Consider the following 14183-nt stretch of genomic DNA (forward strand, 5'->3'; position numbering starts at 1 on the left):
CTGGTATGGACCTGATGCGTCGGGGGTGGCCGATAGCCGTCGCAGCCAGGCTCGTGCTCGCGACAAGCCTGTTGCCGTGGTTCCGCACCGGCTGGGCCGAAGGGGACGGCTGGGCCACGAACTCGGCTACTGCCTGGGCGTCGTCCACCTGGTGGGCGGCCGCCGTCACCGCCTGCCTGGTTGCGGCCGGGGCGGCGTTGACCGGCCTTCGTCCGGGTCGATCGGCGACTGTGCTGCGCTGGGGCGCCATGGGTCTTGCCGTGGCCGCCGTCGCGGTCACCGTCGTGACCTGGGCGCGTATCCCACCCCTGGTCATGGGTGAAGGGATGGGCTGGTCCGCGGCGAGCGCCGATTCGCGTGGCGTCGGCGACATTGTGCGCGACGACCTGGTGCTGATCCACATCGACGGGTTGAGCCAGCAGGTGGGCTGGGGTGCCTACGCCGGCCTCGCCGCCATGGTGCTGTTCACCGCCGTGCTGGTCGTCAGGGCCGTACGGCCCTGACCCGGGTGCGGACAACTGTTCGGACCCGGTGAGGCATGCCGCCGAGAACGGTAGGGACCTGACTGCTCCGGCTTGTCGGTACGCGAAGCACTGAACCCTTCTTCACCACGGCGAGGCCGGCACGGCAGCCCTCGGGGCCCACCGAGGTCCAGCCGCTGCTGCGGGGATCGTTTGAGCCCGGCAGTGCCGGGTAGGGCAGCCGCGCTACGGAGGGAGGTGGTCATGGACGCGTTGCCGGCGGTCGCGACCATGCTGGCGCTGGCTGCCGGAGGCATCGCCGGCTTGTACCTGGTGCACCAGGTCACCGCCGTGGCGGCTGATCCGCTGCGGGCGTCGCCGTTCGTGTCCGGCAGCCCTCCGGCGCAGCACGCGATGTCGCGGTTTCATGTCCGCTGGTACACGGTGACGCTGCTTTTCCTCGCCTTCGACGTGGAGATGTTGTTCATGTACCCGTGGGCGTTGGTCGTCGCTGACAAAGGCGCCGGCGCGATCGTGGAGATGTTCGCCTTCCTCGGCGTGCTGATGGCCGGGGTTGTGTACGCGTGGCGCGAGGGCGCACTGCGATGGTCGTAGACGGTTGGCTCGATCGGCTGGCCGCGCGCCGGCCACACGTGCTGCTCGCGATCACGCCGGGCGCAACGGCGGCGCGGCTGGCCACCGAGGACGCGCTCGTCGACGTCGGGGCGGTGGTGACGGCCAGTCCGGCGGACGCCGACGTCCTGGTGGTGGTCGGATACCCCGGCGAGGAGATGGCCGATGCGATCGGCGACGTGTGGCGGCAGTTGCCCGGTCCCCGCGTGCGGACGCAGGTGGTGGATCCGGCTGCGGCCGGCGCGGCGATCCGTGCGGCGGTCGCCGGGTTGTCCGGTGGCGGACAGCGGGCCGAGGCGCTCCGGCGCCACGACGAATGGCGGACCGGCGCAGATCACCGGAACGACGGCGACCCCGATGAATCTCCCGGCCACCGTGGTCACGCGGAGCACGGCGGCCACGGCGAGTCGATGCCGATGCCGGGCGGGCTGATGATGGCCGAGCGTGCCGACGACCGCGACGGCTTGAAGCTGGACGTGCTGGAGGTGACCCTGGGTCCGGTGCTGGCGGACTGGCCGGCAGGTCTGGTGGTGACCGCCGCCGTGCAGGGTGACGTGGTGCGGAAGGTGGACGCCCGCGTCGTCGGCGCTGAGAGCACCGCGGTGCCGTCGTTCTGGGACGGCGCTGACGGCCGCCGCCGGGCGGCGGCCCATCTGGACTCGCTGGCCCGTCTGCTCGCCGTGGTGGGATGGCCGGCCATGGCGCAGCGGGTGCGGGTCGTCCGCGACGCCGCCCTGGGGGCAGGGCCGGTGAGCGATGTCCGTTCCCGGCTCGCGGTGGTGGATCGGCGGTTGCGACGGTCGCGGACCTTGCGGTGGGCCACTGACGGGCTGGGCGTGTTGACGCCGCAGATGGCCCGGCGCCTGGACGTCACCGGTCCGGCGGCGCGGGCGGCGGACGACGGCGGGGACGTGACGGCGCGGTGGCGGTGCTGGCTGACCGACGCCGACGCGGTGCTGGCCGGCCGCGATCCGGGGCCCGCTGTCGGTCCGCGTGGCCGCGGCCGCGGGGACCGCACCGCGTCAGCAGCGCTGCTGGATGCGGCCTGCCGGCTGATGGTGGGTCTGGACCTGGCGGCGGCGCGGATCGTGCTGGCCTCGTTCGACCCGGATCCCGACGAGATCGCGGTCGCGGTGCCACGCCGGGTGGAGGACTGATGTCGTACCCGGTGTGGACGGTGCCTGTCGCCGCCGTGGTGCTGATGAGCTTCACCGCCACCGCTGCGGTGCTGGACGCCGTCCTCGACTCCGCGAGGCGTGGCGGTGGCTGGCGTGAGCGGGTCGGTCGCCCGGTGTGGGAGGCGGCGCGTTTGTTGCGCCAGCGGAGGCGGACCACGGTGGCACCGGACGCGCTGCTGTGGCGTCTCGGTACGTCGGGTCCTCTCGTGGTGGCGTTGCTGATGGCGGTGGTCATCCCGCTGGGCGGTCGGGCGGTGACCGACCCTGTGGTGGGGGTGGTCTGGTTCAACGCCTTCGATGTGGCGTTGTGGCTGCTGTGGTGGTGCGCCGGTTGGGGCGCCAACAGTGTGTACGGGCTGGTGGGCGGTTACCGGTTCGTGGCGCAGGCGCTGGCGTACGAGCTGCCGTTGATGTTCGCGCTGACGGCTCCGGCGGTCGCGGCCGGGAGCCTGCGCCTCAGCGAGGTGGTCGCGGCCCAGGACCGTGTGTGGTTCGTGGTATGGGCGCCGGTCGCCTTCCTGGTGTTCCTGCTGGCGGTGACCGGGTTCAGTGTGTGGGGGCCGCTGAGCTACCCGGCCGGGTGGGATGTCGCCGCGGGCGTGCTGGCCGAGCCGTCCGGGGTGGACCGGCTGCTGCTGCTCACGGGCCGGTACGCGTTGCTGGCGGCCGGCGCGGGGATGGCCACGGCCTTGTTCCTCGGCGGCGGGGCCGGACCGCTGTTGCCGGGCTGGCTGTGGAGCGGGCTGAAGATCCTCGCGGTGCTGGCCGTGTTGGTCGCGATGCGCCGACGGCTGCCGATCCTGCGGGCTGACCGGGTGATGAAGCGGGCCTGGCTGGTGTTGCTGCCGTTGACGCTGGTGCAGCTGCTGGTGGTCTCCGTGCTGACTTATGGGGGGAGCTGACATGCGACTGGTGGCGTTTCTGGCTTTGAGTCTGGCGGCGGTGGGGGCCGGGATCGCGGTGTTTGTGGTCGATTCGATGGCCCGGGCGACCGTCGCGCTCGCGGCGTCGTTCGTGGCGGTCGGCGCGGTGATCCTGCTGCTCGACGCCCCGTACCTCGGGGTGATCACGATCCTCATGATGCTGATGGAGATGGCCGTCATGGTCGTCTTCATGATCATGTACATGATGAACCCGGCAGGGCTGATGCCGATGTCGATGGTGCACAACAAGCGTGGCGCGCGGGCCATCTCGATCGGCATGTTCGGGCTGCTGGCGGCCGGTGTGGTGATGACGCCGTGGCCGCAGCGTCGCGGCCGCGTGCCCGCCGACCCGACGCATGCCCTGGGCGAGGCGATCATGGGGTCGAAGATGCTGGTCATGATCGCGGTGTCGGCGGTGCTGTTCGCCACGATCGTGTCGGCGCTGGTGCTGGCCACCGGACGCGGCCGCTATGACCCGCCGGAGCCGGCGGCACCGACCGGTGAGGCCGGCTCATGACGCTGGAGATGTGCCTGCTGCTGGCCGCGGCGCTGTTCTCGGTCGGCCTGTACGGCGCGCTGAGTCAGCAGGCGGTCGTGATGGTGATGATGGGTCTCGAGCTGATGATCAACGGCCTGGTCGTCGCCGGGGCCGCGTTCTGGTACTTCCTGTCTCCGGCCCGCGCGGACGGGCAGGTGCTGGTGCTGGTGGTGCTGGCGGCGATGACCGTGGAGATGGCGATGGGCTTCGCCGTGACGACGTTGTTGTTCCGCGCCAAGGATGTGGACATGACCGATATGGCGGGGGAGCTGCGCCGATGACCGCGGTGCTGTGGACACTGGTCACCCTGCCCGCCACGGCCGGTGCCGTGCTGGCGCTCGGCGGACGCGGGGCCGGCCGGGCCGCTCCGGCCGTCGGGGTGTTCACCGCCGCCGCCGTTCTGGTGCTTGCGCTCGGTGCGGCGTGGACGCGGCCCGCGGTGAGCGTCCCGTTCGTGGCCGGCGCCGCTTTCGCGTTGAGGGTCGACGGGCTGGCCGCTGTGACAGTCGTGGCGGTCGCCGCGGTGTCCCTGCTCGTGCTCGTCTTCTCCGTGGGAGACGTCCGGTCCGGGCGCGCCCGGTTCTTCGGCCTGATGCTGGTGTTCGTGGCAGCCGTCCTGCTCACCACGACCGCGGCAACGCTGCCGGCGTTGCTGCTGGGCTGGGAGGTCATGGGTGCGACCTCGTACGGGCTGATCGCGTTCGTCTGGCGCGACCCGGACCGTCTGGCCGCCGGCACGACCGCGTTCTTGACCACCCGCCTCGGTGATCTGGGCCTGTACCTGGCCGCCGGGGCGGCGCTGGCGGCGGGCGCAGGCCTGGGCCTGGACCAGCTGGTACAGCTGCCCGGCCCGTGGCGGGAGGTGGTGGCGGCCGGGGTGCTGACGGCGGCGCTGGGCAAGGCCGCGCAGCTGCCCTTCTCGTTCTGGCTGTCCAAGGCGATGCTCGGCCCCAGTCCGGTGAGCGCGTTGCTGCATTCGGCGGCGATGGTGGCGATGGGCGGCTATCTGCTGCTGCGGCTGCACGCGTTGCTGGCCGCCACGGCGTGGGCGGCTGCCACAGCAGCGTGGGTAGGAGCGATCACGGCGCTCGTGCTCGGTGTCGTCGCGGTGGGCCAGTCAGACCTCAAGCAACTGCTCGCCGCGTCGACCGCGGCGCAGCTCGGCTTCGTGGTGCTCGGCGCGGCGACCGGCGGTGTAGCCGGTGGCGCCGCGCATCTGATCGGGCATGCGGCCACCAAGGCGCTGCTCTTTCTCGCTGCCGGGGCGTGGCTCACCGCGCTGGGTACGCGGCAGCTGGCTGCGCTGCGGGGCGCCGGCCGCCGCTACCGGTGGGTCGGCGTGGTGTTCGCGGCCGGGGCGGTGTCGCTCGCGGGGGTGCCGCCGCTGGCGTTGTGGGCGACCAAGGACGAGGTGCTCGCAGCGACGAAGGAGTACTCGTGGCCGCTGTATGTCGTCTCACTGATCGCGGCGGCACTGTCGGCCGCTTACGCCGGTAAGGCCCTGGGGTTGGTGCTACGGCCGCTGCGCGCCGACGCGCCCGCAGGCTACGACACCGAGGACCGTGGCACCCGCCATATCGGGGCATGGCAGAAGATCCCGCTGATGGTCCTCGCTGTGGGCGCCGTGCTGCTGGAACTGCCGGCACTGCCACCGGTTGCGGCTTCCTTCGAACGGCTGCTCGGTGTACCGGCGCAGCCGTCGGCGACCGGCGTCGCGATGGCCCTGTCCGGTGGCCTGGCCGTCGTCGTGCTGGTGGTCGCGGTCCTGCTCGCGCCGCGCTTGCCGGCGCCCGGCTGGACGCGCGCCTGGCTGGGTCTGGCGGCCGCCGCCGATCGCGGCGTCGTGCGCCCGGTGCTGGCGCTGTCGCGTGGCCTGGCGGCCTTCGACGACCGGGTGCTCGACCGCGCCGTGATGGCGGTGGCACCGGCCGGGCGCCGTACGGCCGCCGTGTTCGCCCGGCTCGACGATGCCGGGCTCGACGGTCTGGTGACGCGGATCGCCGCCGGTGCGCGCCGGTTCGGGGAGTTGGCACGATATCCGCAGACCGGCCAGGTGCACCAGTACTACGCCCAAGCCGTCGTGGTCCTCGCGGCTGCCGCTGCTCTGCTGCTGCTCCTGGTGAGGTGACGATGCTCTCCCTGCTGGTGTTCGCACCCGCATGCGTCGCGGTGATTCTGCTCCTGTGGCCGAAGCCGCCCGACCGCGCGGTCCACTGGGTGTGGATCCTGGTGAGCGGGGCAGAGGTCGCGGCGGTCGCCGCGCTGTGGGCAGGCTACGACGGCGGTATCGGGTACGAGGTGGATACGCCGTGGATCCCAGGGGTGGGGTCGCGATACCACCTGGGGCTGGACGGCCTGTCGCTGCCGCTGATCGGGCTCACAGCAGTCGTCTTCTGCATGTGTGCGATCTACTCCCGGCGCCACGGCGACCGGCCGCGCCGGTTCGCCGCGCTGTTCCTGGCACTGGAAACGACCTGCATCGGTTTGTTCGCGGCCCTGGACCTGCTCGTCTTCTTCGTCTTCTTCGACTTGTCCATCGTGGGCATGTATGCCGTGATCGCCGGCTGGGGTCACGGCGCCCAGGCGGCACGCTCGGCGCTGAAGTTCTTCCTCTACACCTTCATCGGCTCGCTCGCGCTGCTCGTCGGGTTCATCGGCCTGTTCCTGGCGGCCAGCCCGCACACGTTCGACATGCTGGCGCTGACCGCGCAGGCACCGCTGAACGGCCGCGGCGTCGCCGGAGGGCTCGTGCTTCTCGCCATCGGCGTCGGCCTTGCCGTCAAGACCCCGACATTCCCTTTCCACACCTGGCTTCCACCCGCGCACACCGACGCCCCCGCCGCGGGTTCCGCTGTGCTGGCCGGTGTGCTGCTGAAGATGGGCACCTATGGCTTTCTGCGCATCGCGATGCCCATGCTGCCCGAGGCCTGGCGACGCTATGCGGTCGTGGCCGTCGTCGTCGGCGTGGTCAGTGTCCTCTACGGCGCCCTGGTAGCACTGGCGCAGACCAGCTTCAAACGCATGATCGCCTACACGTCGGTCAACCACATGGGCTACATCCTGCTCGCCGTGGGCGCCGCCGGTCTGGTCGCCGGCACGGATCCGCAGGCCCGGGCCGTCGCGCTGACCGGCGCGGTCACCCAGATGGTCAGCCACGGTCTCATCACCGGCGCGTTGTTCCTTCTCGCCGGCATCCTCTACGAGCGGGGTGGCACCTACGAGATGGACGCATACGGCGGGCTGGCCGCCGACACCCCGCGCTTCACCGCGCTGACAGTGATCGCCGCGTTCGCCTCCCTCGGCCTGCCCGGTTTCAGCGGCTTCATCGCCGAGTTCCAGATCTTCGCCGGCAGCTTCGGCCCGGCGCCGGTCGGCGCCGGAATCGCCCTGCTCGGGATCCTGCTGACTGCTGCGCTGTTTCTGTGGGCGTTGCACCGATTGTTCCTGGGGCCGTCCAGACATGCGCTGTCGCGGCCGGCAGATGTGACCGGCAGCGAGATCGCCGCGATCGCCCCGCTGCTGACGTTGTCCGTGGTCATCGGGATCTTCCCGCGGCCGTTGCTCGACCTGATCGAGCCCGCCGCTCACAACGTGGTGGACCTGGTGGCGCGGTGAACGAGAAGCCCCTGGCGCTGCTGCCGGAGATTCTCCTGCTTGTCGGGGCGGTCGCCACCCTGGTGTGCGGATCGTTCCTGCCCCGCCACCGGCAGGGCATCGCGGGAGTCCTTTCCGCTCTCGCGCTGGCGGGCTCGATCGCTGTGGCGGTCGTCGGCCGTGCCGACCAGACCGTGTACGACCACACGTACGCCATCGACGTGGCGACCAGCACCGCCCGCGTGGCCGCGCCCGCGGCGGCCCTGATGGTCATCGCCCTGGCGACCGCTCGGGTCGCCGGGGACCGCCGGCAGAGCGAGTTCTATGTTCTGGTGCTGCTGGCCACCCTCGGTGCGGTCCTCATGGCAGGCGCATCCGACCTGATCCTGCTCGCCGTCGGATACCTGCTGGCGACCATCCCGCTGTACGGGCTGGCAGGCTGGGGCCGCGACGCCCGCGGGGGAGAGGCGGCGTTGAAGCTGTACCTGATGGGGGCGCTCGTCGGTGTGATCATGCTGGTTGGCGTGAGCCTGCTCTACGCCGGTGCCGGCGGGACCGGCTACCGGCAGCTGGCAGCCGGCCTGCCCGCCGCACCGGGCGGCGTGGTAACCGTCGGAATCGTGGCGGTGCTGGCGGGGCTGATGTTCAAGGCCGGCGCCGCACCCGTGCATTTCTGGGTCCCGGACACCGTGCAGGGCGCCACCACCGGCGCAGCGGCGCTGCTGACGACGGTGCCGAAGATCGGCGCCCTGATCGCGGCGTACCGCCTGGTCGAGGTGGTGCCGTCCGGCAGCGGCTGGCCGGCGTTTCTGGCGGCCGTCGCCGCGGTCACCATGGTGCTGGGCAACTTCGCGGCGTTCGGGCAGACGTCGGTGCAGCGACTGCTGGCGTACTCGACCATCAGCCAGGTGGGTTACCTGCTCATGGCCGTCGCGGTCGCCGGCACGGGCGGTCGGGCTCTGCCGGCGCTGCTGGCCTATCTGATCGGGTACGCGGTGACCAACATCGGCGCCTTCGCCGTGGTGGCCGCATCTCCGGGCCGTGACACCCTGGACGGGTATCGCGGGTTGGCACGCCGTCGGCCGATGCTGGCCGCGGCCCTGGTGGTCTGCCTGCTGGGACTCGTCGGAACCCCGCCCACCGCCGTCTTCGTCGGCAAGGTCGCCGTCTTCAGCGCCGCCTGGGAGGGCGGTCTCGCCTGGCTCGTGGTGCTGGCCGCGATCAACACTGTCGCAAGCCTGTACTACTACCTGCGGTGGCTGGCTCCCGCGTTCTCGGCGGCACCGGCCGCCTCGTCCGAGGAATCGAAGGGGCACAGCAGCGCCCGGGCCGCCTCGATCGTGGCGGCCTGCGCCGGCGCCGGCACCGTTCTGGCCGGCACACTGGGCGGCCTGCTGGTCGACATGGTCAGCGGGACGCTCGTCCGGTAGCCGTCATCACCCGATCGTCAATCCGCCGCTCCAGCCGCGGTGGCCCCTATTCATGCCCGGGCGTACGCCGAACATGACAGGTTGATGACCGCCTTCGATCTGTTCGATGACGTACCTCGAGGACCCACGCGACAGAAACGTATAAGAATGGATTTGTCGGCCCGGGAGCGGCGGTCGCCTTGTGTAGCGTCCCTGGGCGGGGCTGGCGGAAGCCTGAGTGCTGAGCCGCGAGACCTGAAGGCGAGAGGGCGATGCGGGAACCAGCCGGTACCCCGGCGTCCGGCGCAGGACGGAGCAGTTCGGCGCCGGTGTCCTCGCGGGACCGGTGGAGATTCGACGCACGTCGACCCTGGTGCGGAAAGCCCGACAACGTACTTACACGAACGGAAAAGAGCCGACCATGCTCAGAAGAACGCTGGCCGTGCTGTGGTCTCCGCGCTGCGCGCAGGCGCTCTCCACCAGCCAGGCGGACGCCTATCTCGGCAACTGGTGGCCCAGTCAGCAGGAGACGTTCCAGCCGGTGCTCGACAGCGGCAAGGCCGAAGTGATCGGCACGGTGCTCACGGGCACGCAGTACGCTCCGGCCGTGCCGGGATACGTCACCGACAAGCTGGGCATCACGTCGCTGGCTGATCTCGACGCTCATGCCGACCCTTCCCTCGGGCGGCGGTTCGCCTGAGCCCAGGAATACCGATGCTGGTGGCGATCCGCGGTGGGATGACCGGGTACGGCGGGTCCGCCGAACCCGATCTGTCGGTCTCACCACGACGCCACGCGACCATCCGTTTTCGCCATCGAGGGCAGGGACATCCATGTCGTTCACCAGCCTCATCACCGCGGCGGCCGTTGGCATAGCGGTCGGGTTCGCCGTGGGTATCAGCGTGTCCGTGCGGCGCGGCCTGCCGCTGTGGCTGCCGCCGGCAATAGGCGCTGCCGCGGCGGTCTGCGGCACCGTCGCGGCCTGGCTCGCCGGGGCGCCAGTCGGCAGCCTGCCGCTGGACCTCTCGATGCAATTCTTCTTCGCCGCTACCGGCGTGGCGGTGATGCTGGCCAGGACGCAGCGGCGCCCGGACCCCGGGCGGTAACCCCGGTGTCGTCCGCCATGTGCCTATCCGCTCGCGGACTTCGCCACCGGCTGGGCCGGCCGCGGTTCATCGCCGGCGGTTGCAGGCTCCGCTGATTGCTTGTCCGGCTGCCGGCCACCGTCGTCGCGGTAGCCGAGCACGGCGTGATAGATCACCGCGCACAGCGGTACGGCGATGAGGGCTCCGGCGACGCCCGCGACGAGAGTGCCCGCCGTGACTGCCAGCAGAGTGATCACCGGGTGCAGTTGGATCGCCCGGCGCATCACCACCGGCTGCAGCAGGTTGCCCTCCACCTGCTGGACAATCACCACGACCGCCAGGACGATGAGGGCGTCTCGTGATCCGTTGGTGACCAGCGTTACCAGCGCTGCGGCGGCGCCGGCCACGGTCGCACCGATGATCGGCACGAACGCTGAGATGAAGGTCAGCAGGGCCAGGGACAGCGCGAGCGGGACCTGCAGGATGAACAGGGCCGCGCCGATGCCGATGGCGTCCACCGCTGCGACGGCTGCGGTGCCGTGGGTGTACGACATGAGCGTCTGCCAGCCCGATCGGCCGGCACGGTCGATGCGCCCGGCTCGTGATGCCGGCATCCGGTGCATCATCCAGGACCACATCTGTTCGCCGTCGCGCAGGAAGAAGAACAGCAAGAACACGGCGAGCAGCGCTGAGGCCAGGATCTCCGCGGCGCTGGTCGCTCCGGCGACAGGGCTGGGCAGTGCCTGCCGGACGGCGTCCGCCACGCCGTTGGTGATCTCGTCCAGGCGGCGGGCGTCCAGGCCCGGCAGGGTGTCCAGCGCGGTCTGCCTCAGCCGGTCGAGACCCTCGACGACCTGACTCTGCAGATCATCGAGCTCGGAGGTGGCACGCCGCCCGATGAGGTACGAGGCTCCGCCAGCAAGGTGAGCAGACCGACGACGGTGGTCAGCGCGGCGACTGTCGCCGGCAGATGCCACCTCTTCAACCGCATGGTCAACGGGGCGATGAGCGCCGTCAGCAGCAGGGCCGCGATGATCGCCATGGTCATCGGAGCCAGGCTCGCCAGGATCCGCGCGGTCACGTAGGCCGCGACCGCGAGCACGAGCACTGCGGCGACGGTCCTGGCGGCATGGATCAGGGGTCTCGACGACGATGCGCGTCCGTCGCTCCGCAACAGCATGAGCTCTCCTCCGCCTCGGCACGCGACGAGCCGGACGGGCCGTCGTCATGCAGGGCGCTACCTCCTGTCGCGTACCCACCCCGTTGCGTTCGAAGCACCCGAGTCACCGGCCGCGTCGGGTGCGCGGCGCAGCGAGAGCGCCCATGACGAGGGCGACGACCAGCAGCGCTGCGCCGATGAGGATCAGAGCGCCGACGGAGAGCAGGACCCCCAGAGCGGCGACGACCGCTCCGGCGACGGCGAGAGTGACGAGGAAGATGCGCATGAACATGATGGTCTCCGCATGCGGTTGAACGGTGTGCCGGCGTATCGCCCGCGGCGCCGCCTCGAGACTCGGGAACGCAGGATTCCTGCGCCGCTCGGGACAGCGGTCACCGCGAGCCTCCCGGGTCGTAGCGGTGACCCGGCGTGCGTCGCTCCGCGGTTCCGGCGACGAGGCTCACCGCCGCTGCGGCGAAGATCCCTTGCAGCACCAACTCCACCGGGGTCACGCCGGAGGTGTCGATGCCGGCGATGCCGGCGATGACGGAGCCCAGCATCGCCGCGCACATGGCCACGGCCAGGGGCACCCAGAAGGGCAGGCGGCGACCGGCTGGGACCGACCATCCACCGCAGAAGCCCACGACGACGCCCAGAGCCACGGCAGTGAACAGGCTGCTGAGGGTCATGGGCGGGATCCTTCACGTGTGGTGCTCCCGCGGAGCGCGGACCGGCGGTACATCTCAACGTGCCGCGCGAACTCGTCAGAACCTGCCCAGCGGCATGACAGTCGGATGACAAACGGACGGTGGGCCGAGGTGGCGCTCAGCGGCCCCGGTAGGGCAGTCCTGGATACAGATAACCCGTACGCCAGTACGGCATGTACCCGTCATAGCCGTACAGTTCGGTGAAGTACTCATCGCCTTCGATCAGTGAGGGGTCGTAGCGCGGGCACCCGCCACCCGCTCCCGCGATTCACCCACGGTGACGGCGTCGTCCGTGATCTCCCTGATCGCGTCGACCGGAATGAAGGATGGGGTCGCGCCGAAGCCGAGGATCCCACGTGTTCCACACGCAGGAAGCGGACCTTGTCCTCGCCGTCGTCGATCAGCAGGTCCTCGACCGTGCCGAGATCGTCGCTGTGGGGATCTCGTACCGGGCGGCCCCGGATGTCGTCGGCCGGGTCGGCCAGGATCTTGTCGCTGTCGCTGAGTTTGATCAGTGCGGTGGTGCTTTCCGGTGCCATCGTCGTTTCCTTCCGTCTCACAGGTGGCCGGCTGCGGAGTGCTCACGCCCGCCTCACCACGAGAGTCCGTCGCCCGCCGGAGCGATCGGTGCACGAAGACGTGACAGGGTCATGACGAAGGGGCCCAGGCCCCGCCGGCCCGACCGGAACACGACCTGCGCCGGCCGGGTCATGGTGCCCGGCGCCCCGGCCCGCCTTCGCGACGCCCGTGCGTTGGCCCACGGCTCCCGTCAGGCGGGCGGCATGCTGATGTCTCATCCGCCGGACGGCCAACTGCCCGCCAGCGCGGCGTCCACGAGGCGGGCGTCTTCGGCCAGGCCGGACCGCTCAGCGGGGTCGAAGTCCTCCCGGTCGGCCACCGTCCGGGTACGCGCGAGCTGATCGAGGACAGGTGCCCGGTGCGACGGATCGCGCGCGACCCAAGCGACCTCCCTCAGAAGCTGCAGGATCCGGGCCAGGACCGCGGGCTCCGCGGAGCCGTACCGGCGAGGCTGACTGACCGCCAGCTCCAGCAGCGACGCGAAAGTCGGCCGTGCCAGCACGGCCCGGACCTGACCCGCGTCGTCGGTCAGACTCCGATCGCCCCACGCGCGCTCTGCTGCTTCACAGAGCAGCGCCGAAGCGTGACCGAGGGCGTGTACGGCGGTCGTGGGATCGTTGACGCCCGGCGACAGGGCCTTCACGACGACATCGGTGATCTGGCGTACGGCGAACGCCACATCCTGCGCCGCCGTGCGTTCGAAGGTGAGCTGCAGGGCGCTGTTCACGTGCTCCTCGCACGCTTCTCGGGTCTTGGCGTCGATCATGGATCCGTCCGGACGCCATGCCGTGGCCACGGGTGTCCCGGCGATGACGGACGCGCCGGGCAACCGGTCGACACGGAGAACGACCCCGGCGGCGCGGGCAGCCTCGACGAGTGCCCGGCCGTCGGCTGAGGCCAGAAAGCCGGACCGGTGGGCGTTCAGCGTGGCGGCCGGCCCGGAGCGTGCGACCGCCGCCGGTTGCTGTGCGTCGTCGGCGGCCGAGGGCATCGTACGGCGGATGGTCCGAGTGCCGTCGGCGTGTACGTCGCGCAGCATCGACTCCACCCGGATCTGCTGAGCGAGATGGGCGAGAAACCCCGCGACGGTGAGCACGCTGGCGACCGCGAGCACGTACGCTACCGTCACGGACAGCTGTGGCACGAAGGCGGCCAGGTCGCCGTGCTCCCCACGTACCGTACGCAGAACGGTGAGGGCGTAGGTGAAGGTGCCCAGCAGGACAGCCAGCGCCGTATGCACCGTCCGGTCCCGGGTGAACGTGCGCAGCAGGCGCGGTGAGTACTGACCACTCGCCAGCTGCAGGGTCACCACGGTGAGAGAGAACGTCAGCGACGTCACCGTGATCAGGGAACCGGCCACCGTCTGCAGCACGCTGCGGGCCGCCTCCGGACCACCGGTGAACAGGTATGCCGTGACGGCCGGCGGCAGGTCGTCCACCACCCGGGCATCGAGCTGCGGCATGGCCACACCGAGCGCGATCGCGCCCGCGATGGCAAGGGCGGGTAACGGCCACAGCTCGGTCCGCAGCCAGTCGGCGAAGACCTGCATGCCGATCCGTGAGGAGATGCGGGACTTCATGGTGGGGACCTCCGGCTGCCGTTTGCTCTGGGTAAGCGCTGGGCAGTGCGCCCCGTACGGCGGGGCCGGGCGCCCTCCCGCCGGATTCCGCCTCCGCCCCGGCCGGACCGGCCGGCCAGGGCACGAGCCCGAAGATGGCAGTACCCCGACAGCGTCGGCTGAACGCAGGTTGTTGTGGCCGATCTCCGCGCCGCACGCGGAACGCGAACAGCGGGACTGTAAAACGAACGGTGTAACTCCTGATCAAGGAGACGCACCTGATGACCGTCATGACGGATGCCGTGGATACTTCCGCGGTGGCGAAGAAGAAGACTCCGGCGAGCACGCCGGAGGGCGTG

General features: G+C 70.8%; 17 protein-coding genes. 11 read left to right on the forward strand and 6 right to left on the reverse strand.

Annotation, left to right across the window (positions count from 1 at the left end; all coding sequences use genetic code 11):
- Positions 1-5 precede the first annotated feature (5 nt).
- The 11 genes from IT780_RS37890 (at position 6) to IT780_RS37940 (ending at position 9842) form a co-directional block, all read left to right on the forward strand.
- The gene (locus tag IT780_RS37890; RefSeq protein ID WP_199516694.1) at positions 6-503 is read left to right on the forward strand and encodes a hypothetical protein; all 498 of its coding nucleotides are present in this window, start codon (positions 6-8) and stop codon (positions 501-503) included.
- 249 nt (positions 504-752) lie between these two features.
- Positions 753-1076, forward strand: a complete 324-nt coding sequence (locus tag IT780_RS37895; RefSeq protein ID WP_199516710.1) for an NADH-quinone oxidoreductase subunit A — start codon at positions 753-755, stop codon at positions 1074-1076.
- Positions 1067-2251: a hypothetical protein gene (locus IT780_RS37900; RefSeq protein WP_199516695.1), complete on the forward strand. Its 1185-nt coding sequence runs from the start codon at positions 1067-1069 to the stop codon at positions 2249-2251. Before IT780_RS37895 ends, IT780_RS37900 begins: the two co-directional genes overlap by 10 nt.
- Positions 2251-3174, forward strand: coding sequence for an NADH-quinone oxidoreductase subunit H (locus tag IT780_RS37905; protein ID WP_199516696.1), 924 nt, complete (start codon positions 2251-2253; stop codon positions 3172-3174). Before IT780_RS37900 ends, IT780_RS37905 begins: the two co-directional genes overlap by 1 nt.
- A gap of 1 nt (position 3175) precedes the next feature.
- Positions 3176-3712: an NADH-quinone oxidoreductase subunit J gene (locus tag IT780_RS37910; protein ID WP_199516697.1), complete on the forward strand. Its 537-nt coding sequence runs from the start codon at positions 3176-3178 to the stop codon at positions 3710-3712.
- On the forward strand, positions 3709-4014 hold the full coding sequence (locus IT780_RS37915) for an NADH-quinone oxidoreductase subunit NuoK (protein ID WP_199516698.1): 306 nt from the start codon (positions 3709-3711) through the stop codon (positions 4012-4014). Before IT780_RS37910 ends, IT780_RS37915 begins: the two co-directional genes overlap by 4 nt.
- Positions 4011-5861, forward strand: coding sequence for a proton-conducting transporter transmembrane domain-containing protein (locus IT780_RS37920; RefSeq protein WP_199516699.1), 1851 nt, complete (start codon positions 4011-4013; stop codon positions 5859-5861). Before IT780_RS37915 ends, IT780_RS37920 begins: the two co-directional genes overlap by 4 nt.
- A gap of 2 nt (positions 5862-5863) precedes the next feature.
- Positions 5864-7348: a complex I subunit 4 family protein gene (locus IT780_RS37925; RefSeq protein WP_199516700.1), complete on the forward strand. Its 1485-nt coding sequence runs from the start codon at positions 5864-5866 to the stop codon at positions 7346-7348.
- Positions 7345-8757 (forward strand): NADH-quinone oxidoreductase subunit N, encoded by a 1413-nt coding sequence (locus IT780_RS37930; RefSeq protein ID WP_199516701.1) that lies wholly within the window; start codon positions 7345-7347, stop codon positions 8755-8757. The genes IT780_RS37925 and IT780_RS37930 overlap by 4 nt, the downstream gene beginning before the upstream one ends.
- Positions 8758-9157: 400 nt before the next feature.
- Positions 9158-9436 carry a glycine betaine ABC transporter substrate-binding protein gene (locus tag IT780_RS37935; RefSeq protein ID WP_199516702.1) on the forward strand — a complete coding sequence of 93 codons (279 nt, stop codon included), beginning with the start codon at positions 9158-9160 and terminating at the stop codon, positions 9434-9436.
- Between the two features lie 133 nt (positions 9437-9569).
- Entirely contained in the window at positions 9570-9842 is a 273-nt protein-coding gene (locus IT780_RS37940) for a GlsB/YeaQ/YmgE family stress response membrane protein (protein WP_199516703.1), read from the forward strand.
- 23 nt (positions 9843-9865) lie between these two features.
- On the opposite strand, the gene IT780_RS37945 is transcribed toward IT780_RS37940, so the two are convergent.
- The 6 genes from IT780_RS37945 to IT780_RS37965 all read right to left on the reverse strand — a co-directional run bounded on the left by IT780_RS37945 (position 9866) and on the right by IT780_RS37965 (position 13845).
- On the reverse strand, positions 9866-10720 hold the full coding sequence (locus tag IT780_RS37945) for an AI-2E family transporter (RefSeq protein WP_307831601.1): 855 nt from the start codon (positions 10718-10720) through the stop codon (positions 9866-9868).
- The gene (locus IT780_RS42395) at positions 10651-11001 is read right to left on the reverse strand and encodes a hypothetical protein (RefSeq protein WP_233414186.1); all 351 of its coding nucleotides are present in this window, start codon (positions 10999-11001) and stop codon (positions 10651-10653) included. The genes IT780_RS37945 and IT780_RS42395 overlap by 70 nt, the downstream gene beginning before the upstream one ends.
- A 103-nt stretch (positions 11002-11104) precedes the next feature.
- Entirely contained in the window at positions 11105-11272 is a 168-nt protein-coding gene (locus tag IT780_RS37950; protein WP_199516705.1) for a hypothetical protein, read from the reverse strand.
- 100 nt (positions 11273-11372) lie between these two features.
- A complete protein-coding gene (locus IT780_RS37955) occupies positions 11373-11669 on the reverse strand; it encodes a GlsB/YeaQ/YmgE family stress response membrane protein (protein ID WP_199516706.1) in 297 nt (98 codons plus the stop codon).
- A gap of 227 nt (positions 11670-11896) precedes the next feature.
- The gene (locus tag IT780_RS43585) at positions 11897-12226 is read right to left on the reverse strand and encodes a PRC-barrel domain-containing protein (protein WP_372443898.1); all 330 of its coding nucleotides are present in this window, start codon (positions 12224-12226) and stop codon (positions 11897-11899) included.
- 254 nt (positions 12227-12480) lie between these two features.
- Positions 12481-13845 carry a DUF2254 domain-containing protein gene (locus IT780_RS37965; protein WP_199516707.1) on the reverse strand — a complete coding sequence of 455 codons (1365 nt, stop codon included), beginning with the start codon at positions 13843-13845 and terminating at the stop codon, positions 12481-12483.
- Positions 13846-14183: the final 338 nt, after the last annotated feature.

Origin of the sequence: Nucisporomicrobium flavum (assembly GCF_016464385.1) — a bacterium.
GTDB lineage: Bacteria > Actinomycetota > Actinomycetes > Mycobacteriales > Micromonosporaceae > Actinoplanes > Actinoplanes flavus_A.

Coding starts and splice junctions, on each gene's coding strand:
- IT780_RS37925 (WP_199516700.1), top strand. CDS start 5,864: ATGCTCTCCCTGCTGGTGTTCGCACCCGCATGCGTCGCGGTGATTCTG.
- IT780_RS37910 (WP_199516697.1), top strand. CDS start 3,176: ATGCGACTGGTGGCGTTTCTGGCTTTGAGTCTGGCGGCGGTGGGGGCC.
- IT780_RS37915 (WP_199516698.1), top strand. CDS start 3,709: ATGACGCTGGAGATGTGCCTGCTGCTGGCCGCGGCGCTGTTCTCGGTC.
- IT780_RS37900 (WP_199516695.1), top strand. CDS start 1,067: ATGGTCGTAGACGGTTGGCTCGATCGGCTGGCCGCGCGCCGGCCACAC.
- IT780_RS37955 (WP_199516706.1), bottom strand. CDS start 11,669: ATGACCCTCAGCAGCCTGTTCACTGCCGTGGCTCTGGGCGTCGTCGTG.
- IT780_RS43585 (WP_372443898.1), bottom strand. CDS start 12,226: ATGGCACCGGAAAGCACCACCGCACTGATCAAACTCAGCGACAGCGAC.
- IT780_RS37895 (WP_199516710.1), top strand. CDS start 753: ATGCTGGCGCTGGCTGCCGGAGGCATCGCCGGCTTGTACCTGGTGCAC.
- IT780_RS37920 (WP_199516699.1), top strand. CDS start 4,011: ATGACCGCGGTGCTGTGGACACTGGTCACCCTGCCCGCCACGGCCGGT.
- IT780_RS37935 (WP_199516702.1), top strand. CDS start 9,158: ATGCTCAGAAGAACGCTGGCCGTGCTGTGGTCTCCGCGCTGCGCGCAG.
- IT780_RS37950 (WP_199516705.1), bottom strand. CDS start 11,272: ATGTTCATGCGCATCTTCCTCGTCACTCTCGCCGTCGCCGGAGCGGTC.
- IT780_RS37890 (WP_199516694.1), top strand. CDS start 6: ATGGACCTGATGCGTCGGGGGTGGCCGATAGCCGTCGCAGCCAGGCTC.
- IT780_RS37965 (WP_199516707.1), bottom strand. CDS start 13,845: ATGAAGTCCCGCATCTCCTCACGGATCGGCATGCAGGTCTTCGCCGAC.
- IT780_RS37940 (WP_199516703.1), top strand. CDS start 9,570: ATGTCGTTCACCAGCCTCATCACCGCGGCGGCCGTTGGCATAGCGGTC.
- IT780_RS42395 (WP_233414186.1), bottom strand. CDS start 11,001: ATGCTGTTGCGGAGCGACGGACGCGCATCGTCGTCGAGACCCCTGATC.
- IT780_RS37905 (WP_199516696.1), top strand. CDS start 2,251: ATGTCGTACCCGGTGTGGACGGTGCCTGTCGCCGCCGTGGTGCTGATG.